Origin of the sequence: Mycolicibacterium neworleansense (assembly GCF_001245615.1) — a bacterium.
GTDB classification, from domain to species: Bacteria; Actinomycetota; Actinomycetes; order Mycobacteriales; family Mycobacteriaceae; genus Mycobacterium; species Mycobacterium neworleansense.
The window spans coordinates 3,212,162-3,231,584 of record NZ_CWKH01000001.1 but is presented as its reverse complement, the minus strand read 5'-3'; the positions used below and the strand labels follow the sequence as shown (position 1 = coordinate 3,231,584).

Here is a 19,423-nt window from a genome sequence, read left to right as displayed (position 1 = left end):
CCCAGCCCGCGCGGGACCATGGCGCTATGGCCGGTTTCGTCACCGTCCGGGCCTATGCGGAGCTCAACGACTTCCTGGATCCGCAGGCGCGGGGTGTGCCCGTGCGCCGGCCGTGCCGGAGCCATCAGACCGTCAAGGATCTGCTCGAGGCGATGGGCATTCCGCACACCGAGGTCGATCTGATCCTGGTGAACGGGGATCCGGCCGGCTTCGGGCATCGCCCGGCCGTCGGTGACCGTATCGCGGTGTATCCGATGTTCGAGGCGCTCGACATCGGGCAGACCGCGCGGCTGCGTCCGGTGCCGCTGCGGAACCCGCGGTTCGTGATCGACGTCAACCTCGGTCGGTTGGCGCGGCTGCTACGCGTGCTCGGGTTCGATGTGTGGTGGTCCAGCGACGCCGATGATCAAAGCCTGGCCGCCATCAGCGTCGAGCAGCAGCGGATCTTGCTGACCCGAGACCGGGGATTGTTGAAGCGTCGTGTGATCACCCACGGCCTGTTCGTGCATTCCCAATCACCGGAGGAGCAGACGCTGGAAGTGTTGCGACGGCTGGATCTGCGGCGGCGGGTGGCGCCGTTCACCCGGTGTGTGCGATGCAACGGCAGGCTGGCGGCGGTGCCGAAAGAACAGGTGATCGACCGCCTCGAACCGTTGACCCGGCGGTACTACGACGAATTCAGCCAGTGCCCCGGCTGCGGTCGGATTTATTGGCCCGGAACACATTTCGTGCGGCTGGCCAGTCTCGTCGACCGGCTCCTCGAGCGACTCTGATCGGATTAGCTGGGCGCGAGGGAGTTTCGATCTGCTCCCACTCTCACTATACGGCCGAGGGTGGGGCTTGCGGCAAGGCCCCTGACGTGCTGCACAATCTTTCGGTCCGTGACGAAGGGGGAGATTGTGACGAGTACGCCGAAACCATTTGAAGTGCACGAGTCCGGTGCGTTGCTGCACGGCACCAAGGCGGATCTGGCGGTGGGGGAGTATTTGGTGCCCGGACGTGAGTCGAACTACGAAGCCGGACGGATCATGAACCACGTGTACGTCACCCGCACCCTGGATGCCGCGGTTTGGGGCGCCGAGATGGCCGCCGGTGAGGAGCCCGGCCGCATCTACATCGTCGAACCCGAAGGAGTGCTGGAAGACGACCCGAACGTGACCGACAAGAAGCTACCCGGGAACCCGACCCACTCCTACCGCACTCGCGAGCCGGTGAAAATCGTCGGCGAGATCACCGACTGGGTGGGGCACACGCCCGAGCAGCTACAAGCCATGCGAGACGGGTTGGCTGACCTTCGACGGCAAGGGCTGGACGTCATCTACGACTGATCTCAGGGCCCCCGCTGGTTCGCTCGATACGGGGATTTGTGCCCACTCCCCGTACCCTTCCATCGTGAACGCGATCGACCCCGACCAGCTCAGAACGTGCCTGCGGGTGCTGTCCGAGGTGCACACGCTGCCTCCCGAGCACCCCGACGCCGTTGCTGTGCGCCGGGCCACCGCGAAGATGTTCAAGGCGCTGAAGAAGGAGCGCCGGGCCGCCGCACGCGACGCGGTTGCGGCCGCCGACCGCGCCGTCATCGCCGCCACGGCCACGGGTGCCCCCGGACGAATCGACGACGAAACCCAGGGGTTGCCGCTGGTGTCCACCGCGGTCGGGGCCACTGCGGGCACACTGCTGCGGTCGCGGGCCTGCTACATCTGCAAAAACCACCACACCGTCGTCGATGCCTTCTACCACCAGCTTTGTCCCGACTGCGCCGCGGTCAACCGGGCCAAGCGCGATGCCCGCACCGATCTGACCGGGCGCCGGGCCCTGCTCACCGGTGGGCGCGCGAAGATCGGGATGTACATCGCGCTGCGGCTGTTGCGCGACGGCGCGCACACCACGATCACCACCCGGTTTCCCAACGACGCGGTGCGCCGCTTCGCCGCGATGGAGGACAGCGCCGACTGGTTGCACCGGCTGCGGGTGGTGGGGATCGACCTGCGGGACCCGGCCCAGGTGGTGGCCCTGGCCGACGAGGTGGCCGCGCAGGGGCCGCTGGACATCCTGATCAACAACGCGGCGCAGACGGTGCGTCGCCCGCCGGGGTCGTATGCCGCGCTGGTCGAGGCCGAGCGCACGCCGCCGCCGGCATTGGTGGACGTGGTCACCTTCGACCATGTCAGTGACGCGCATCCGCACGCCCTGGCCGGCAGCCTCGGCGAACATCCCACGGCGCACGCGCTGACGTCGCTTGCTTTGGAGGCCCGCAGCGCCTCGCCGGAGCGCATCGCGGCCGGGATTGCGATCGACGCGGGTGGGCTGCTGCCCGATACCGCGTCGGTGAACAGCTGGACCCAACGCGTGCACGAGGTCGACGCGATGGAACTGCTCGAAGTGCAGCTGTGCAATCAGACCGCGCCGTTCATTCTGGTGAGCCGGCTGCGCCCGGCGCTGGCCGCTTCGTCGGCCCGGCGCAAGTACGTGGTGAACGTGTCAGCGATGGAAGGCCAGTTCGGCCGCGGCTACAAGGGGCCCGGTCATCCACACACCAACATGGCCAAGGCCGCGCTGAACATGCTGACCCGCACCAGTTCCGGGGAGATGCTGGAGCAGGACGGCATCCTGATGACGGCCGTCGACACCGGGTGGATCACCGACGAGCGTCCGCACCCGACCAAGCTGCGGCTGGCCGAAGAGGGTTTCCACGCACCGCTGGATCTGGTGGATGGTGCTGCGCGCGTGTACGACCCGATCGTGCGTGGGGAGTTGGGCGAGGATCTGTACGGGTGTTTCTTGAAGGATTACGCGAAGGCGAGCTGGTAGGCGCTCGGCCCGTCAGGCGAGCTGTCCGAGCGCTGCGGACACCGGGCGCGGACCGTGGCGGCGACGGCGTCAGGGGAGGACGCGTCGAACTTGCCATCGAGATGCAAGAACGCCAGGCCGTGGACCAGCGCCCACACCGCTTTGGCCATCGCTTCCGGGTCAGACGTGGGAATCGATTGCTGCACAATCGATCTGAGGTACTCACTGATGCGACCACGCGCCAGGCGAAGTTTGAGACGGGGGAGCGGGTCTCGACGCTCACGTCGTACACGTCATTGGGTGGTGCCTGGCATTCCACGCTGAGTCAGACCAACGTGTTGTCGGAGGGGACCGCGCGCTTTCCTCGGCGTGTGGATCTGCAGATCGGGCATGGCCGGATGGCCGACGACTTGCGGGCTCTCAAGACGATCAAGACCATCCAGCTCAATGTCGTCACCGAAGGTCAACTGGCGCTGCACATGGCGGTGCCGGTGTCGGTGCGGGTGAGGTTTGGCGGGCTGGCTTCTGCGTGACATGCGTTCGGGAGAGTCATCAAAGTTCTTGACGATAAGTTTGCGCGGCTGCGAGAAAGACGGCATTTGGAGTGACCCACTACTGGGCAGATATTGCCTGCCGGCATAGCGAGACAAGTCGTCGGCGACGGCTATTCGTCGTCGGTGATCTCCGCTTCGTTCACCACTTCTATTCGAAGAGCGAGAGTCATAGCCACCTCGTCCAAAAACCGAGTGCTAGTGACGAACCATTCGCGTCCAGCTGTTCGAGCAACGCTCCTGTGATGATCGGCTGCTTCGAGAAGCCGATGGAAACGGTCCTCAGCGATAGCTGACGATTGAGGGTCTGTCTGATAGATCCTGAGCAGGATCGGCTCCTCGGGCAGCGCGGTGGTGCGGGTTTGGTTCATGAATCGCTGGATCACGTCGCTGTCGCTGCGTCCGACTTTCATCAGCGTTCGTCCGCTCTTTTCGTATGGGTAGCGCAGGTAGTGGGGCAGTGCGTACACGTAGACCCCCGGCACGTTCTCAGACTCTGCACGTTCCGTTTGTGCTTTTGCTTGTTCGGCTTCCACTGTCCGAGCTGTCTCATCATTGGCACGGCGCTCCAGTTCGGCGAGATTTCGTTCGAGGTATCTATGGGCCTCGGGTGACCAATCGTGGTCTCGGAGGAGGCGACGGAACGTTCGTGCAGCTTGTAAGGCGAGGGTGGGTGCTGTCGCCAAGTCGCCGTCAACGAGGGAACGGATTGTCCGGGTGTAGTTGAATACGAAGCCGGAGGTGGCAACACCAAGCTCGGCCGCAATGTCGTCCGCACTGAGTTCGCGCTCCCGGCCCTGGAAAACTTGACCTAACCGAGTCGTGTCGTTGCGAAGGAGCTCAACGATTTCGGCCTGCACCTCTCGAGACGGTCGAACTGCACCAAGACCATCGTCCTGTCCAACCAGCTCGTCGGTCATATTGGCCTATCCCCTCAGCGTGGTCGAATAGTGGCCACCGTAGGCGGAGCACTTTCCACGTTCAAGTATTCAGGCGCTAGGCGATGAAGACCTGCGGAGTATTGCGCGAGTGCAGTGTTGAATGCCGCCAGTCGCTGGACTGTCGCACTAGCCTGAGACCGTGCTGTCCATACCGACTCTAAAGTTCAGCTATGGCAATCTGCTGCTTGCCCGTCTTCGCGAGCTTGGCTCGGCCACTGTCGATGAGCTGCTCGTCGACGATCCAGAGCGACGGTTCAAGTCCGACGGTCCGCATGAGAGTCCGAAGAGGCGAGCTACCGATTGTCTGAGGTTCGCGCGGATGGTTGGGCTCGCCGTTGACGACGAGGGTAGATGGAAGCTCACTGAATCGGGTACCGCATACGCCGACAATGTTGACGGAAGCAACCCCTGGATAGTTAATGAGATCCAGGCCGGTGTCCTTCGTGACGCGCTATCTGAGGGCAGCGCTCCGATCGCTGGGGATGTCCGCATCGCCCTTCAAGTTGTTCGTGACTTGCCTGCCAGCTTCTCCAACGACGATTTAGGGCGAGCGCTTGCAATGCAGGCGAGTACCGGCCAGTGGCAAGCCGACCGAACCTTCGAATCTCAGGGCGCTCGCTACCGAGAACTCCTCATCGAGAGTGGGCTTATTGATCGCAGAGGCGAATTGACTGAGCAGGGCGCTACCTTCCTCAGGCAGCAGGCTTCGGTCTGGTGGGTGAATCAAGGTGCCACCTACACGAAAGAACGCGATGGCGGGTTCCTGTGGGCGCCGATGCTGAATAAAGCGGGTCGCCCGCAATACCACTGGGACACCATGGATGAGGTTCGTGTAGGCGACGTCGTTCTGCATTACAGCAATGGCTCATTGCGAGCGGTAAGCCGTGTCACCGCAGCGGCGACGTCGGCGCCGAATCCGCTCGACGACCAATCCTGGGATGCTGCGGGCAGACTGGTCGAGTCGCAGTATGAGGAACTGAATGAGCCGGTCGCGCTTGCCGCTATCGACGAGGGCGCCCGCATAAGGCAGGGTTCGCCGTTCACTGTCGCCGGATCCGTTCAGCAGGTTTACTTGGTCCGTCTGGAGGACGAGTTCGTCTATGAATTGGCCCAGCGGTTCCCCGAGCTCGCGGAACACTTACCTCCGGTTTCGACCCCTGCTCCCAGACAGTCACCGGAGACGCCGATGCCAGACGAACTGTTTCAAGACTTCGCCGACGCGGTGAATGCTTCGGGACTTCGTTTCCCAACAGGGTCGAACCTCGTTCGATCGTTTGTCAGCAGTCTGCTGGCCAAACCTTTCGTGATCCTGACCGGGCTCGCTGGTTCCGGCAAGACCCAGCTCGCAATGAGACTCGGTGAATGGTTCGGCACCGGCGAAGACGGACGACATCGCCACGTCGTGGTACCTGTGCGGCCAGACTGGACGGGCCCGGAATCCATCTTCGGGTACGAGGATGCGCTCCGTACGTCCGCGTCCGGAGCACCGGTCTGGTTTGTTCCAGAAGCCTTCGAATTCGTTCTTCGCGCGGCGAACGATCCCGCGCACCCGTACTTGTTGATCTTGGACGAGATGAACTTGGCCCACGTCGAGCGATATTTCTCGGACTTTCTCTCGGGGGTCGAATCGCGCCGTCCGGTCTTACCGGATCTGGTCTTCGATCAACCCTCTCGTCAGTGGGTCCTGCGTGACGTGGAAGCGCAGCGGCTCCCGCTGCCACGGAACCTGTTCGTTGTCGGCACAGTCAACGTAGATGAAACGACGTACATGTTCTCGCCGAAGGTTCTCGACAGGGCATTTACTTTCGAGTTTCGCGTGACTGCTGACGAACTCGACGCTGACCTCCAACGACCCATTGCAGCGCCGTCAGGTGAGGACCACCGAGTGCGCGCCTTTGCATCGCTGGCGGAAAAGGACGATTGGCAGCAGGAGCGTCCGCACCCGGATCGCGATGTGATTGTGTCGACGCTCAAAGACGTGCACGCGATCTTGGCAGGTGCCAATCAAGAGTTCGGGCACCGGACGCTGTACGAGATCCTCCGGTTCTGCGCGTTTTTCGCGGCGACGGGAGACCCTGACGTACATACCGCAATAGATCTCGCGATGATGCAGAAGGTCCTGCCGAAGGTGCACGGGTCACGACGACGCGTCGAACCAGTTCTGAATACCTTGGGGGAGCTGGCTCTGGGAGCGGGCTCGGCCCCGCGGCTGCCCATTTCGCATCAGAAGATCACCCGCATGATCGAGTCAGTTCGCGCGAATCAGTTCGTAAGTTTCGCTGAGTAGCCATGTCTCAGGATTCGGCGGTGCTGTTACCGCTTCGAACACGAGAAGGCCAGGTTGTCGGCGAGCTGCTTGTCGCCAACCTTCCGGGTCGACAAGACACCGCGTTGTCGTCGGGCGGAGACGTTTCGCTGCATGAAGGTGCGACTTACCGCTACGAAATAAGCAATGGCGCAACGAATGTCGATATCGAGCCGCGCGAGCTGTTCGATCCTGATGATTCGAGCTGGATGAAGGGGCGGTTACGTCCGGGTCAAGCGGTTGGGCGTATTCGTATCCAAGTTGTTGATCGAGCTGCCGGTCTAGCAGCGACTGTGGATGTCGAAGTTCTGGCAGTCAAGCTGGACCACCAGACTGAATATCGCCAGATGCTCACTGACATCTCCACGTTCGCCGCTGAGGCAGTGTTGCAAGGGTTCGCGCCTAGTGTGCTGGAGCTTGCGCCAAGCGAGCTGCCAGCCGAACTGCTCTACCACCGCTTTGCCGTGATCGCGGCATACCTGCAGGGTGCAGCGTGCGAAGCCGCGATTGCGCGTATCACCTCTGAGCCACACCGAACATGGGTGTCGGAGCAGGAGGTTCGTCCGATCGGATCACCGTTTCCGGCGGGATCCGCTTTTCGTCGTGCGGTTTGTGCACCGGGTCCGCGGGTCCCATGGACGGGCGGTCCGTCGGCACTCGCATCTCTGCCCGTCGCTCTGACCCGTGGTCGTGCCGAAGCCAGTGTGGACAATTCGGCGAACCAGTTCGTTAAGTTTGCGTTGGAGCGCTGGCGAGCCGTCGCGTTGGAATTGCTTGACGTGCTGTCTTTAGCCTCACAGAATGTCGAGTCCGGACCTCTCCGTCGCGGTCTGCAGATCGCTGCTGAAATCGGCGCCCAATTGGACGAATACCTTGCGCACCCGATCTTCCGAGAGGTCAGCTCACTAGGAAGAATGCCGACGTCGGACCAGGTGTTGCTCAAGCGCGCGGGCTACCGGGAAGTGTTCAGGACGTTTGCGTTGACTGAATCTGGCCCTACGCTGCGTTTTGATCCCGGGCACATGGCCGATATCTTTTCAGCGTCGCAACGGAACATCGCCACGCTTTATGAGTTTTGGTGCTTTCTCGCGGTGGTGGATTCACTCGGGAGAGTGTGCGGGGACGACCGAACAGCGCGCGCATTCACCGTCGCTGGAGATGGCATGTCCCTCACAATGCGGTCGGGGCGTGCGTCGAAGCTGTCGTGGACGATCAAACGGGGAGGCCGTCTGCTGCAGGTCGATGTCTACTTCAATCGAACCTTTGCCGGACGAGACGATCGACGGGGGTCATGGAGCCGAGCGATGCGCCCCGACTGCTCGGTGCGTGTTCGACCGGAAGGCAGCACGCCGTCGAGCGTGCCCACAAAGGATCTCGAGGTCTGGTTGCATTTCGATGCGAAGTATCGCGTGGACAACCTTACGCAGCTGACGTCAGCAGCTGATTCGGACGACTCGGAAGAGGGGCCGACGACCTCTGGGGCCGCCAAGCGCGATGACCTACTAAAGATGCACGCATATCGAGATGCGATCGCGCGAACGGCGGGAGCGTACGTGTTGTATCCAGGGTCAGAGATCCTCAGCATTCGACGACATCCGGGCTTCAACGAATTGTTGCCCGGTATCGGCGCATTCCCGCTGAGGCCGAGCAGCGACGGCCTACGGGCGTCATCGGAAGCGCTTGATCAGTTCTTCAACGATGTGCTGGACCATGCCGCCAGCCAGGTCACGCGTGATGAACGGCATCGCTTCTGGACCGCGATCGTACATCGTCCAGGCGAGCCCACCCTCACGTCGGCACCGACGACTGAATTCCTAGATGAACCTCCTGCCGATACCGACGTTCTCCTTGGTTTCGTCCGAAGCTTTGAGCATCGTGAATGGATAGAACGGGTGCGGCAGTACAACATACGTGCTGATAACCGAATTGGCGCCGTCGAGGTCGGTGGACGAGAGCTCGGGGCCAAGCTGCTGCTCTTGTACGAGAACCGGAATGGCGCCCTCCAAGTGGCTCGGATCGCGCGGTTAGTGCGCTGGCGACCAGCAACGGCAGCTGACTTGATGGCGGCTGGGTACCCGAATCCACGCGGGAATCTGTATTTCGTAGCCGAACTCGATTTCGTCGAACCGCTGCCCAAGTGGGTTGGTTCGATCGATCTCGAACTCCTGACGGCGGACGACCGTGCCGGGGCGCCGATTGTCGTGACTTGGTGGGACGTTGTTAGTGCCGTTGCGCTCGGGTAACCTCGCCGCTCAGCGTCTTCGAACACTCACCGCTAGTGCTTACGCGGATAGCGCCGTGCGCCATCATGTCTCGTCACTGATGTACCTCGCCCATTTCAGGTGCTGCGTGACCGCCATTCATTCCGGCTTTCAAGACAACCGTGTGCCCCAAACCCATTTGACTGCCCGTGACGACTTCGGCCGGCGGGAAGCGGCGAACCAGGCATCGTGAGCAGTAATTCCGGGCTTGTTGTGCTAACCGGCCACTCGTTGTTCGTCCGTTGCAGCCTTTGCGATCAGAATTTCTGGCATTGGCGAATGAGGTTGCCCGGGTTCGGTAACGAGTCCGTCGCCGGGGCGAGAGCCGTCCCGGAACCGATATCGCGCTCATCGACGGCAGCGTGATTAGTTTTGCTGCATCGTCGTGGCAGTTGAGATAAGCAAAGGATCCCTAGACTGTGCCTAAGAGGCGCCCTCGAACCCAGGCCCCCGCAACGGCTCCCCGAACCGTGCCCGGAGCTCCAACAACGGCTCGATCGTGCGCACTGCGAGATCGATCCGGTCCTGAAGCGTCCCGGTCAACAGCACCCAGGAATGCCCGGCAGCGGTGAGCGCATCGGCGAACCAACCCGTCATCGCGGCGCGGATGGCCAGATCGCCTTCCCGCATCCCATCGTCGTGCCAGGGCACGCCCTCATGATCGGTGAGTAGGTACACGGCCCGCGGCGGGACGTCCGTCCAAGGTCCGCCGGATGCGTCGCCGAGGTAGCGGCGCTTCCAGATGGCAGTCGCGAACGCGTCGGTGTCGCAGATCAACACCGGAGCACCCGAGCGCGCGGCAAGTTCCTCCAGCCTGGTTTGCTCAGGTCCGATGACATCGAAATCGTTGGCATCCCATTGCAGTTCGGTGATATCCACGGCGGGGTCGGTAGCACACTTGAGCTCGGTGTACTCACGCCCGTACTCGGGCACACATTGCGTCGCGGCCCACGCCCCACCGCGCGCGGCATAGTGGCGGGCCAACTGTTCGGCCACAGTCGTGGTACCAGAAGATTCGGCGCCCACCACCACAACCCGCGTCACCAAACCCGCCTGCGTCGCGGGAGCCAGCTCGTGCCAGTGCCCGGCGAGATCGCCACGCACCGCGGTGCTGCTGCCCGTGCGTCCGGTCTGCACGGCAGTGGCGCCGAACCACCGGGCGAGCTCGTCGACATAGTCGTCGCCGCTGAACACCGCATCGACGCCCGGAGCCGCACCGGCGGCACGCACGCCGGCCCGCATCGCGGCGACCTGCGCCGCCCACACCCGCTGATCGGTCACGTCGACCGGTGCATCACAAGGGATTCCGGTGATCCGCACGTTGGCATCGCCCACGTGCTCCTCACGTAGCCACGCCATCCGGTCGGCCAGCGGGATCGTCTCGACCGCTGCGGCCATGACCAGCACGGTGAATTGGTCGCAGCGTGCCGCGGCATCCCGGATCGCCTCGTGATGCCCGATCCGCGGCGGGTAGAACTTGCCGATCATCAGGCCGTGCCGGAACTCGGTCATCGCGCCGCGCTGTCGGCCGGCAGGGCCGCGTCGGCCGGGGCCTGCTGCCGAGTCCAGGCGCGCAGCCCCGCGATGCACAGGCCGAGGAACAACACGTACACCGCCGCGGTGAGGACCAGACCCTGGCTGAGGTAGAGCGGGATGAAGATGCAGTCGGCGGCGATCCAGAAGTACCAGGTCTCGATCCGCCGAGTATTGAGCAGCCATTGCGCGACCAGCGACAGGCACGTCGTCACCGCGTCCAGGAATGGTGCCGCGTCGTGCGCGGCCGTCAGGATGAGGTACAGAACCCCGGTACCGAGTACCAAGAACACGGCACACCAAGCCAACTCGGTTCGACCGCTGCGGCGCACCACGGTGGTGCCGGTGTCGGCTCGGCCTCTCAGCCACTGCCACCACCCGGCGAACCCCAGGGCGATGTAGAGCACCTGCAGGCCCGAGGCCGCCCACAGGCTGGCTGAGGTGAACAACACGAGGAAGAACGCGTTGTTGGCGATCCCGACGGGGAAGTTGAGAATGTTGCGCCGGACCGTCAGGGCGACGCACAGGCCGCCGGTGCCAAAGCCGAGGAACTCGGCCCAGCTGACTGCATCGGTGCCGATCGTGAAGAGCGCACTGTTGAGCGGCTCCACCATCCGGGCCAACCAGTCGATCACCTGGCACAGCCTATTAGCCACATCGCTGTCCACAGGCGGGTGCTAGTCCAACAGCAGGACCAGCCCTGAGTGGTCGGTCTCGCCGGCAAGTCGCGGCGCATGGTCGAACTCGCAGCTGCGGACGCGTCGCGCGAACTCGGGCGTGGCGAAGATGTAGTCGAGGCGGAACCCGTTGTCACCGGGGCGGCTGAACCACGAGTACTCACGGACCGTCGGATGCAGAGACCGCCACACGTCGACGTACCCGACGCGATCAGACGCCCCGGCATCTCGGGCCCGATGAACCTCGCGCCCTTGGGGTCTTTGTCGAGATCGTTGTTGCCGGTGTTGAAGTCACCGATGAGCAGGTCGACCTCGCTGCGTCGGGCCCGATCGATCAGCGCCTCCCAGTAGGGGAGTTTGGCGTGGGCCTGCGGCAGGTAGACGCCGGCCACGATGGTCCCGTCGAACTCGACGCACCACAGGTGGTGGCCGGGCAGATCCCGGGTGAAGCGCGACGCCCGGTCGATCGGGGTGCGCGATGCGATGAGCACGGTGTTCTGTTTCGGGTCTGCCAGGGGATGCGAGGTCTCATATCCGGCGCGTTCGAGCCGAGTGACCAGGCGCGCTCCGGTGTCGTTGGCCCGGAACTCGGTGACCACGAGCAGGTCGGCGTCATACCCCAGTAGCCGTGTGGTGAGTGCGTCAGCGTTCTTGCCGCCGTGGCGGATGTTCAGTGTGGCGATTCGCAGCGTCATCGGGAGTGTCCTCTCGCTCGACGTGGAATCTCCAGCGAGCCGGACAGTATGTGCGAAGCCACCGACAAGTCGGCCGAACGATGGTGACCGGCCATGCCGTGGTCGCCCGGCAGCCGGCTACGACCGCGCGGCGTAGTGTTATGCGCCCGGAGGATGCGCATCCTGATCAGCTCACTGCTCGACCTGAATTTCACCGCCGAGGAGATCCACACGGTGGTGAAGGTCAACCCGCACAAGCTCCTGGGCTTGACCGACTGAACATGCCTCCCAGAAACGGCGAGACCGGAGGGTGATTCCCACAATCACACGTGCAGCGCAAGACAGCGTTGGACGTCGCCCAACACCCCGGCCCGGAAAGCGTCGATGCGGGCAAAGCCTGCCGGCACCGACTTCCCGTTCACGTCCGAGGCAGCCAACCCATTGGTGAGCAGACCGGCCACTGCCTCATCGAGATCACCCGCGGTGAGTGCCACCGTGTTGCCGTCTGGAGTGCTGACCTGGCGAGCCAGCTTTGCCGTCGCCACGCCCGTCAAGCAGGCGGTACGCAGCCCCGCCTCGGGGGAATCCAGCGGCAGACCCTGGGCATGCTGCAGCGCCAGCATGTAGCGCGAGATCAGCACGGAGTAGGCGGTGTTGTCACCGGAGAGCCCGTTCCCGCCGCGGGGAGCGCCCATTTTCTTCAGCGCAGGCAGATCGACGGCGATGGTGTTGGTGGCCGGACAAAACGACACCGGAGGCGTTGGCCGCGCATCCGGGCATTTGGCGGCGGACGCCACATTGAAAGACAGAGCAGGCGGATCGGCCGGTTTGAACAGGATGGTCAACGCCGCGACGACGGATTTCACCGACTCGCCCGACACCGGCCATTCACCCGACTGCCCCCGCTGCAGGGCGACCGGCAGATCGCCGCGGCGCCCCTTGACCTCGGCGGCGTCAATGCGTTTGCATTCCGACGGGCCGTCGGCGAACCCGAACTGGAATGCCGAAATGCGCTCGAACGCCGAGCCGTGTTCGCCACCGCCGCCGGCCGGCGTCCTCTTCCCGGTGAGCAGGGGATCGCGGAAGGACAGCATGCCCGCCAGTTGGTTGTTGAGTCCGGAACCGGTGGACAAGGTGAAGCGGCGCGATTTTCCTTCGGCGACCCAGCGCATATAGGCGCCTGCAAAGCAGTCGGCCTGCTGCTCGGCGACGAGTACCGACGTGTTGGGGGAATTGAGTCGGGCTTGGTACTGCACGGCGTGGCCGTACTCGTGTGCCAGCACCATGGTGACGGCCATATCGCCGTACGCCGTGCGCAGGCCGGGCAGCAGAACCCCGCGGTCCCACCCGATGGAACTGTCCGCTGAGCAGAAGGCGGCGTTGACCAGGCCGACGGTGCCCGATCCGCAGAAGGATCCGCCCCGGGCTTCGGAATCCCACGAAATGAGCTGCTGCACAGGGGAGAACGTGCCCGGGAAGGCATCGCCCCAGGCTCCCTTCCAATAGTCTTCGACGTCGCTGACCGCTTGTGCGGCAAGGACGTCGACAGAACCCCCATCGGTGCCCTTCGCCGTGCGTGCCGGTTTCGGCGCCCCTGCCCGTAGCCCCGACGGCCCTTCGGTGACGCGCATGCCCGCCACGACGGCGGGATCAAAGGAATCGGTCTTGCCGCCAAGGCGCGAGCCACAACCCGACACCATCAATACGACGACGAACGTCATTGCAGCCCAGCGCAGCTGCCGTTGGATCCACGAGGCCATCCAGTCACCACCTCCGGGGCATCAGGGGCCACGCCCCCAACCTGCAAACAATAACGCGTGCCGCCCGCGGTCGGCGGTGATCCATGGTGTGCGGCCCCGTGAATCCGACCTGAACTGGTTCCGGCTCAGCACGACTGCCCGCGATCGGTGTGGAAGACTCCGGACGAGCCCGCGGTGCGTTGGTGATCGGGCGCCCGCTGCGGCTCCGCCCTGACGACGCCCGCGGCAGATGGGGGAACGCGCGATGATCGAGCGGCTGACCGACGCTCAAACAGTCGGCCTGGCGATGGCGATCCTGGGCGTAATGTTCATCGCCGGATGGCTGCTGCGTCGCATCCGCGTTCTGCGGGCGTTGTACATCCCGGCCAGCGTCGTCGCCGGATTCCTCGTATTGGCGCTCGGCCCCCAGGTCCTCGGCCGGATCACCGGGACGAACGGTCTGTTCCCCAGCGCCGTCGTGGACGTCTGGCGGGTGATGCCCGGCCTGATGATCAACGTCGTGTTCGGCGCGATCATGATCGGCAAAACGCTGCCCAGGCCCAGGCAACTGTGGCAGGCCGCTGCGCCCCACGCCCTGTTCGGCACGTTCCTGTCGCTGGGGCAGTTCGCCTTGGGAGGCGCCGCGGTGCTGCTGTTGCTCGAGCCCGTCTTCGATCTTCCGCCCGAATCCGGTTCCCTGCTGGAGATGTCGTTCGCCGGCGGCCACGGCACGATCGCCGGCATGGGCGAACTGCTGACCGACGCGGGAGCTCCCGAACTCATCGACGTGGGTCTCGCGCTCGCCACGATCAGCATGATCACCGGTGTCGTCGTTGGAACGGCCCTGGTGCGGTGGGCGGTCCGCAGCCCCAAGGTGACAGTGATGCGCAACTCGGTTCCCGAGGCCACCGAGGATTACGACGTCGACCGCGTCCACGTCTCACCCGCCGATCAGCGGCCCGTTTCCGACGCCGGCATCCATCCGGCCACGTTCGCTTTCGCGTTGATCGCTGCGGCGATCCTGGTGGCCGTCGGGCTGCTGTGGTCGTTGCGGGCAGCGGCGCACCTGTTCAGCTCGGACATCTTCGACACCTTTCCGCTGTTCCCCTTGGCGGTGATCGGCGGCTTCGTCGTTCAGTGGGTGGCCACCAGGACAGGACAGGCGCACAAGATCGACAAACGGTCGGTCGCCGGCATTTCTTCGGTCGCACTGGACGCGCTGCTGGTGTGCGCGATCGGCACGATGTCCTTGACGGTACTCGGCTCAAATGTGCCGGCAATACTCATCTTCACCGTGATCGGCGTGCTGTGGAGCACGGTTGCCCTTCTGTGGTTGGGACGCCGATTTCATCCGACCCATTGGTTCGAGCACGCGATCGCCGATTTCGGACAGTCACAAGGCAACGTCGCCACCGGGTTCGTACTGGCCGATATGGTCGACCCGGAACGGCGCACGAGCACTGCTGACGACTACGGGTACAAGCAGCTGCCCTATGAGCCGATCCTCGGCGGCGGGTTGCTCACCGCGATGTCCGTACCCCTGATCACCGGAATTGGGTTGCCCGCCTTCACGATCGCCAGCTTCGTCTTGCTGGTCCTGGTGGGAGTGTGGGGGATGCGCCGCCGGAACACGAACCGAAGCGGTGCGTGACGGGTTGTGAGATCGCCTAACTCGACTGAACCGAGGCTGGCTCGCGCCCCGAGATCTGCCGCGTCCGTTTGTACAGCCACAGAAGCACCGCCGCGAACCCGATCACCCCGAGCACTTCAGCCAACGTCCCGTCGTTGCCGGTGAAGATCGCGAACGGGTCGTCGCTTCCGGTGCCGGCGACGAACCCGGCGAAGACCACGCCATAGAGGCTTTCGCCGACGATCATGCCGGTGGCCAGCAGCACGCCGAGCCGCTTCTTGCGCTCGACGTTCCCGCCGGTGCGGTCGGCCCATTTGTTGTAGAACCAGCCCAGCAGTGAGCCGAGCGGGATGATCAGGGTCAGGCTCATGGGCAGGTACATGCCCATCCCGACAGCCAGCGGTGGCAGGCTGAATCGCGAAGTCCGGGTGAGGATTTCGTCGACGATGACGATCACCACTCCGATCGCCGCACCCAGCCCGATCAGTGACCAGTCCAGGGATCCGCCGAACACGCCTTTGGCCAGCGAGGAGATCAGGGCGGCTTGTGGTGCGGCCAGGGCGTGGTCGGTGGCGCCCGGTGCGCCCAGGAACCCGAAGGCGCGCTGCATCAAGTCGAGCACCGGCGGGATGATCGCCGAGCCGAACAACACGCCAATCACCAGCGCCACCTGTTGTTTCCACGGGGTGGCGCCGACGAGCTGGCCGGTCTTGAGGTCTTGCAGGTTGTCGTTGGAGATGGTGGCCACCCCGAAGGTGATGGCCGCGACGAACAACGTGAAGGCGATCAACGCGACCGACTGCTCATCGTCAGCCCGGCCGAACACGAGCTTGATTACCAGCGCGGCGATCAGCACCGTCAGGATGCCGACCCCGGAGATCGGGCTGTTCGACGAGCCGATCAGACCGGCCATGTAGCCGCACACCGCGGCGATCACCAGGCCGATGACGAAGATGAACACCAGGCTCGCCACGATGATCCCGGTTGCGCTGCCGTTGAGCACGGTGCCGTGACTGAAAACCCACAGCAGCACGGCAATTGGAACCAGCATCGCCACCACGGTGCCCACCACGAGAGGGAACGGGATGTCGCGTTGGGTGATGTCGACCAGCTGGCCTTCTCGCCGATCCCGCGCCGAGGCCATCGCCTCGGTGATGCCCTTGACGATCGGCCGCAGGATCTTCAGCAGCGTCCACACCGCGGCCACCGCGATCGCCCCGGCGCCGATGAACCTCACCTCATGGACGAACACGCCGTCGATGATGTCGGCCACCGATTCGTCGGTCCCGAATGCCCCGATGGTGCGGATCGGCAGCAGCACTCCGAACGAGATGACCAGCCCCACGAGCATCGCGATGCCCACGGTCATCCCGATCAGATGCCCCACGCCGATCAACGCCAGCGACAGGCTCGCGCCGAACATCGACCCGCCGGCACCCACCCGGAAATACGCCGCAACGTAATTGGCCAGCACCTTGAGATTGGCCAGCAGTCCGAATCCCGCCGACACCAATGCGCCGAATGCGATGACCCGGATACCGACGCGGTTCTCCTCGGCGCCGCCGCTGCTGTCGCCGACCTTCAGCACCTCGGCGGCGGCCACTCCCTCCGGATAGGGGAGATCAGATCCGGTGACCAGGGCCCGGCGCAGCGGGATCGAGTACATCACGCCGAGGATGCCGCCCACGGCGCACACCGCCACCGTGATCCAGTACGGGAACCCCGTCCACCAGCCGATCATGATCAACCCGGGCAGCACGAAGATGATCGCCGAAAGCGTGCCGGCCGCCGAGGCGACGGTCTGCACGATGTTGTTCTCCACGATGGAGTGGTTGGCGAAGTTACGCAGGATGGCCATCGAGATCACCGCAGCCGGGATGGCAGTGGCGAACGTCAGGCCGACCTTGAGGCCGAGATAGACGTTGGCGGCGGTGAACACCAGCGTGATCGCGCCGCCGAGCAGGATCCCGCGAACGGTGAGTTCGCGCAGGGTCGGCGTGGCAGGGGTTACCGGACTTTCCGTGGCCAACTCGGCATCCTCTCGGTCGCAGTTGCTGACTAACGGTAGGCGCTGGGCCGCGTTGTCGCGGGATGATCGGACACGGGTGTGACGGACCGCTCGACCATTTGCTGGGGTGAGAAGGCTGCCTTGCCAGTCTCGTGGCCTGGTTCACGACGCCGTTGGCGACGGGCAACCTCGGGAGATGTGACTCTCAATATCTGGGGTATCGAATGTGCCTTGCGCTGAGCCGAATTGAGCGTCACCAAACGTGAGAAGCCCCAGCGCATTCGACGCGTACGTCAGTTCTGTCGTACGGTCGAAAATATGGCTGTGTACAACCAGGCTTTTGAATGGACGGAAACGAATCGACATTGGCTCGTTGAGGTCCCCATCAGGGTCGTGGCGTACGTCGCCGTCGCGTTAATCATTCGGTTTTTGCTGCATCGTGCGATCGACCGCGCCACCACCGGCAGGCCAAAGAAGTCCAGTAGCGCGGAGCTGGAAGGGCAAGCGAAAAAGCCGCCGCTGCTGCGTTATCTGCGTGATCGGGCCTCGGCGACGACCAACGGGATCCGGGCGGCCGAACGTCGACAGCAGCGGGCCCAGACCATCGGGTCGGTCCTCAAGTCCACGGTGTCGATCGTGCTGCTGGTCTGGGTGGTGCTGGCGATTCTCAGCGTGCTCGGGGTCAACATCGCACCGTTCATCGCCTCGGCCGGTGTGGTCGGCCTCGCGATCGGCTTCGGCGCCCAGAATCTGGTCCGCGATTTCGTCAGCGGCGTCTTCATGTTGCTCGAAGACCAGTACGGCGTCGGCGACAACGTCGACCTGGGCGAGGTGTCCGGGGAAGTGCAGTCCGTCGGGCTGCGCATCACCACGGTCCGCGACATCGACGGCACGCTCTGGTACGTGCGCAACGGCGAGATCACCCGCGTCGGCAACATGAGCCAGGACTATGCCGTGGCCCGCGTCGAGGTGCCCGTCGCGTTGACCGCGGATGTGGACCGCGCCGAGCAGGTCGCCGTCGAAGCCGCACACGATGTCATCGCGGATCCGTCGATGTCCGGCAAGGTCATCGGTGAACCGGAGATGCTCGGCGTGCAGTCGCTGGCGGCCGACCAGCTCACGCTGCGGATGACCCTGAAGACCCGGCCGAACGCCCAATGGTCCGTGCAGCGCAAGCTCCGTCGCGAGATTCTGCGCGCCTACGACGAAAACGGAATCAACCTGCCGTACCCGCAGGGCCGCATTCACGCCGTCGTCGGTGGTCAGGAGACCAACGGCACGTAATTGGCCGGGTCGATCCGCGTCTCACCCGACCACCGGTAGGCCGTCAACGCGCCGCCCTTCACCGCGCTGAAGTCCACGCAAGCGGTGTAGTCCGTCCAGTCATGCAGGCGCTGGGCCGGACGCTGCCGCCAGTAGTGCCCGTAGAACACCGGCACGCCCGGCGGGTAGACGTAGGTATGGTCGCGGTCTGACAACTCAAGTTCGGGTAGCAGCGGGTAGGGCTCACCAGTGGGCGTCGTGAAGTTGCCGCCCATTTCAGCGATATCCCGCAGGGTGCGGGCCTCGCTGTGCCACCAGCGAATCCGGGCGTTGGCCCGGGGATGACCGTCCTTGTCGTGGTATTCGGGCTGGTCGCGGTCGACCAGGCTGATCTCTGGTCCCTTGAGCAGTGTCTCGATCGCCTGGTACAGCGGGTGGGCCTTGTCGGTGGCCGCCACCAGGTGGGCGATGTCGCGGAACGGGGTACTTGAGCCACAGTGCTTTTCGACGGCGGCGATCGAATCCGGGTGCCAGCAGGCATGTACGACGCGCAGGCCGCCGAGGTCCAGCCACAGCGGAATGGTGGTGAACCAGTCCAGGTATCGCCGCCGATCGGCGCCGGTGACCTGCGCCAGAAACGCCGCGTGCTGCTTGGCGTTCTTCGCTGACCGTGGGCGAAGGTATTGGCCGCTGCCGACCGGCCACTCGGTGTCGTAGGCCAGAGCGTTGAACTCGTGGTTGCCCATCACGATCTTCGCGCTGCCGGCCTCGACCATGTCCTTGACGATCTGCAATGCCTGCAATTGCTCATCACCGCGGTCGATCAGGTCACCGACGAAGATGGCCTGGCGCTCGGGATGGCGGTATTCGCTTGTGTTGCTGGCCTTCTGGTAGCCGAGCTCGGCGAGCAATGCTTGCAGTTGAGTGGCACACCCGTGGACGTCGCCGATGATGTCGTAGCCCTGAGCGGTGGAATCTGTCATTCTCGTGGCTCCGCATCTCTTGATCTACCTCTACGATAACCGGGTCGCGCACCTCCGCGACATGCGCG

Annotated in this window: 15 protein-coding genes and 1 pseudogene; 8 read left to right on the top strand and 8 right to left on the bottom strand. The window is 64.1% G+C overall.

Features of this window, described 5'->3' with window-relative positions; genetic code table 11:
* Window positions 1–26: 26 nt before the first annotated feature.
* The 3 genes from BN2156_RS15500 to BN2156_RS15490 all read left to right on the top strand — a co-directional run bounded on the left by BN2156_RS15500 (window position 27) and on the right by BN2156_RS15490 (window position 2,811).
* Complete coding sequence (locus BN2156_RS15500) at window positions 27–773, top strand: Mut7-C RNAse domain-containing protein (protein WP_090515224.1); 747 nt, start codon at window positions 27–29, stop codon at window positions 771–773.
* A 126-nt stretch (window positions 774–899) separates the two neighbouring features.
* Window positions 900–1,328, top strand: coding sequence for an NAD(+)--rifampin ADP-ribosyltransferase (gene arr, locus BN2156_RS15495; protein ID WP_090515222.1), 429 nt, complete (start codon window positions 900–902; stop codon window positions 1,326–1,328).
* A 64-nt stretch (window positions 1,329–1,392) separates the two neighbouring features.
* On the top strand, window positions 1,393–2,811 hold the full coding sequence (locus BN2156_RS15490) for an SDR family NAD(P)-dependent oxidoreductase (RefSeq protein WP_090515220.1): 1,419 nt from the start codon (window positions 1,393–1,395) through the stop codon (window positions 2,809–2,811).
* On the opposite strand, the gene BN2156_RS15485 is transcribed toward BN2156_RS15490, so the two are convergent.
* Entirely contained in the window at window positions 2,790–2,996 is a 207-nt protein-coding gene (locus BN2156_RS15485) for a hypothetical protein (protein WP_407661709.1), read from the bottom strand. The two genes, BN2156_RS15490 and BN2156_RS15485, sit on opposite strands and share 22 nt — an antisense overlap.
* 54 nt (window positions 2,997–3,050) lie before the next feature.
* Here BN2156_RS15485 and BN2156_RS31170 point away from each other — a divergent pair.
* Window positions 3,051–3,323, top strand: a pseudogene (locus tag BN2156_RS31170) (acetoacetate decarboxylase); the annotation flags it as partial.
* 131 nt (window positions 3,324–3,454) lie between these two features.
* Here BN2156_RS31170 and BN2156_RS15475 read toward each other — a convergent pair.
* Window positions 3,455–4,261, bottom strand: a complete 807-nt coding sequence (locus BN2156_RS15475) for a GIY-YIG nuclease family protein (RefSeq protein WP_090515216.1) — start codon at window positions 4,259–4,261, stop codon at window positions 3,455–3,457.
* Between the two features lie 160 nt (window positions 4,262–4,421).
* Here BN2156_RS15475 and BN2156_RS15470 point away from each other — a divergent pair, with 160 nt between their 5' ends.
* Both BN2156_RS15470 and BN2156_RS15465 read left to right on the top strand, forming a co-directional pair.
* Window positions 4,422–6,569 (top strand): McrB family protein, encoded by a 2,148-nt coding sequence (locus BN2156_RS15470; RefSeq protein WP_131725169.1) that lies wholly within the window; start codon window positions 4,422–4,424, stop codon window positions 6,567–6,569.
* A 2-nt stretch (window positions 6,570–6,571) separates the two neighbouring features.
* Window positions 6,572–8,830 (top strand): DUF2357 domain-containing protein, encoded by a 2,259-nt coding sequence (locus BN2156_RS15465; protein WP_090515212.1) that lies wholly within the window; start codon window positions 6,572–6,574, stop codon window positions 8,828–8,830.
* Between the two features lie 441 nt (window positions 8,831–9,271).
* Here the strand turns inward: BN2156_RS15465 and BN2156_RS15460 are convergent, their stop codons facing one another.
* The 4 genes from BN2156_RS15460 to BN2156_RS15445 all read right to left on the bottom strand — a co-directional run bounded on the left by BN2156_RS15460 (window position 9,272) and on the right by BN2156_RS15445 (window position 13,492).
* Window positions 9,272–10,360 carry an AAA family ATPase gene (locus tag BN2156_RS15460; protein WP_090515210.1) on the bottom strand — a complete coding sequence of 363 codons (1,089 nt, stop codon included), beginning with the start codon at window positions 10,358–10,360 and terminating at the stop codon, window positions 9,272–9,274.
* Window positions 10,357–11,016, bottom strand: coding sequence for a nicotinamide riboside transporter PnuC (pnuC, locus tag BN2156_RS15455; protein ID WP_235625317.1), 660 nt, complete (start codon window positions 11,014–11,016; stop codon window positions 10,357–10,359). Before pnuC ends, BN2156_RS15460 begins: the two co-directional genes overlap by 4 nt.
* Complete coding sequence (locus tag BN2156_RS15450) at window positions 11,013–11,753, bottom strand: endonuclease/exonuclease/phosphatase family protein (RefSeq protein ID WP_235625316.1); 741 nt, start codon at window positions 11,751–11,753, stop codon at window positions 11,013–11,015. Before BN2156_RS15450 ends, pnuC begins: the two co-directional genes overlap by 4 nt.
* Before the next feature lie 302 nt (window positions 11,754–12,055).
* A complete protein-coding gene (locus BN2156_RS15445; protein WP_162490805.1) occupies window positions 12,056–13,492 on the bottom strand; it encodes a neutral zinc metallopeptidase in 1,437 nt (478 codons plus the stop codon).
* 244 nt (window positions 13,493–13,736) lie between these two features.
* Here BN2156_RS15445 and BN2156_RS15440 point away from each other — a divergent pair, with 244 nt between their 5' ends.
* Complete coding sequence (locus BN2156_RS15440) at window positions 13,737–15,122, top strand: sodium/glutamate symporter (RefSeq protein WP_090515976.1); 1,386 nt, start codon at window positions 13,737–13,739, stop codon at window positions 15,120–15,122.
* Between the two features lie 16 nt (window positions 15,123–15,138).
* On the opposite strand, the gene BN2156_RS15435 is transcribed toward BN2156_RS15440, so the two are convergent.
* On the bottom strand, window positions 15,139–17,130 hold the full coding sequence (locus BN2156_RS15435; RefSeq protein WP_090515207.1) for an OPT family oligopeptide transporter: 1,992 nt from the start codon (window positions 17,128–17,130) through the stop codon (window positions 15,139–15,141).
* Between the two features lie 297 nt (window positions 17,131–17,427).
* Between BN2156_RS15435 and BN2156_RS15430 the strand changes: the two genes are divergently transcribed.
* Window positions 17,428–18,393 (top strand): mechanosensitive ion channel family protein, encoded by a 966-nt coding sequence (locus BN2156_RS15430; RefSeq protein WP_090515204.1) that lies wholly within the window; start codon window positions 17,428–17,430, stop codon window positions 18,391–18,393.
* Here the strand turns inward: BN2156_RS15430 and BN2156_RS15425 are convergent.
* The gene (locus BN2156_RS15425) at window positions 18,372–19,355 is read right to left on the bottom strand and encodes a metallophosphoesterase (RefSeq protein ID WP_090515202.1); all 984 of its coding nucleotides are present in this window, start codon (window positions 19,353–19,355) and stop codon (window positions 18,372–18,374) included. The genes BN2156_RS15430 and BN2156_RS15425 overlap by 22 nt on opposite strands.
* Window positions 19,356–19,423 lie beyond the last annotated feature (68 nt).

Coding starts and splice junctions, on each gene's coding strand:
- BN2156_RS15460 (WP_090515210.1), bottom strand. CDS start 10,360: ATGACCGAGTTCCGGCACGGCCTGATGATCGGCAAGTTCTACCCGCCG.
- BN2156_RS15445 (WP_162490805.1), bottom strand. CDS start 13,492: ATGGCCTCGTGGATCCAACGGCAGCTGCGCTGGGCTGCAATGACGTTC.
- BN2156_RS15440 (WP_090515976.1), top strand. CDS start 13,737: ATGATCGAGCGGCTGACCGACGCTCAAACAGTCGGCCTGGCGATGGCG.
- BN2156_RS15450 (WP_235625316.1), bottom strand. CDS start 11,753: ATGACGCTGCGAATCGCCACACTGAACATCCGCCACGGCGGCAAGAAC.
- BN2156_RS15430 (WP_090515204.1), top strand. CDS start 17,428: ATGGCTGTGTACAACCAGGCTTTTGAATGGACGGAAACGAATCGACAT.
- BN2156_RS15425 (WP_090515202.1), bottom strand. CDS start 19,355: ATGACAGATTCCACCGCTCAGGGCTACGACATCATCGGCGACGTCCAC.
- BN2156_RS15465 (WP_090515212.1), top strand. CDS start 6,572: ATGTCTCAGGATTCGGCGGTGCTGTTACCGCTTCGAACACGAGAAGGC.
- BN2156_RS15475 (WP_090515216.1), bottom strand. CDS start 4,261: ATGACCGACGAGCTGGTTGGACAGGACGATGGTCTTGGTGCAGTTCGA.
- BN2156_RS15500 (WP_090515224.1), top strand. CDS start 27: ATGGCCGGTTTCGTCACCGTCCGGGCCTATGCGGAGCTCAACGACTTC.